This window comes from Helicobacter monodelphidis (assembly GCF_003288845.1).
In the GTDB taxonomy this organism is placed as follows: Bacteria; Campylobacterota; Campylobacteria; order Campylobacterales; family Helicobacteraceae; genus NHYN01.
This window is the reverse complement of the sequence record NZ_NHYN01000070.1, coordinates 1-925: the sequence shown is the minus strand read 5'-3', so window position 1 is coordinate 925 and position 925 is coordinate 1. Positions and strand designations below refer to the sequence as shown.

Here is a 925-nt window from a genome sequence, read left to right as displayed (position 1 = left end):
AAATATTAGATATTGCCAACCAATCGCAAGAAATCAGCAACACTGTAGATAATATTGCTGTAAAGATTATGGATGATGTGAATAGAAAGAAGTTTTAAGAAAATATTGTATTGAGCTTGAAAATCCATATGATCTCTTGTTATAGTCATGGATTCTTATTGCTCACTGCATAAAAACCCGTCATTCTCATTTTTTTATGGGGCTAAGAGGAGTGCAAATATGTGTTTGAAATCTTTTTTATTAAAAGCTTCTTCAGATGCTGATAGATATTTGTTTAAATCCATAGATTTAAAGAATACCTCATCTTTTTTAAAAAGGATTTAAATGTAGTTTTTAAGGCTTATAGAGTTAATATAGGCTATGTTTTTGTTTATAGTTGTTTTTTGTAGCTACGCTATCCCCCACAATCTAGCGTAAGTTTTTTGTGCTTAAGGAGAAACTAAGTGGGGGAATCCTAAAATATTAAGATTTTTAATTTGTGATTAGTTCAAAGAGTTTTCTCACAATCTCTTTGAACAACTCTAAGGCTATCATTTTAACGATAAGCTTTAAAGTTTTCTTCATCTCTAACCTCCTTTCTACGCTAGATTGCATAAAAAGAAAGTTACCCCTTAAACACATTCTTATTTTACTATTTTGACTCTAAAACTTCAATTTATCGTATATCTGTATGATGAGTTTCAAAAGAATAGTCCTCTTTGATAGCGTTTTTGTTCTTAGTAGAGGATACCCTTACTAAGCTCATCTTTTTTTGGTATAGCTTGTTATAATCCATTGATTTTCAGTTTCTTCACCTTGCCAATTATTTCTTAGCTCTATGATATTGTTTCCATATTCGATATTTAATCGCCCTTTATCGTCTTTGAGAATTTTGCCCTCTTGTATGATTTGAGGTATTTCACTCACTACTTCGGGGTGATATTTC

1 protein-coding gene is annotated in these 925 nt (G+C 30.8%); it reads right to left on the bottom strand.

What is annotated here, in order from left to right:
• Nucleotides 1–741 precede the first annotated feature (741 nt).
• The coding region (locus CCZ01_RS10580; protein WP_458692867.1) for a putative barnase/colicin E5 family endoribonuclease at nt 742–925 on the bottom strand (184 nt) is incomplete at its 5' end.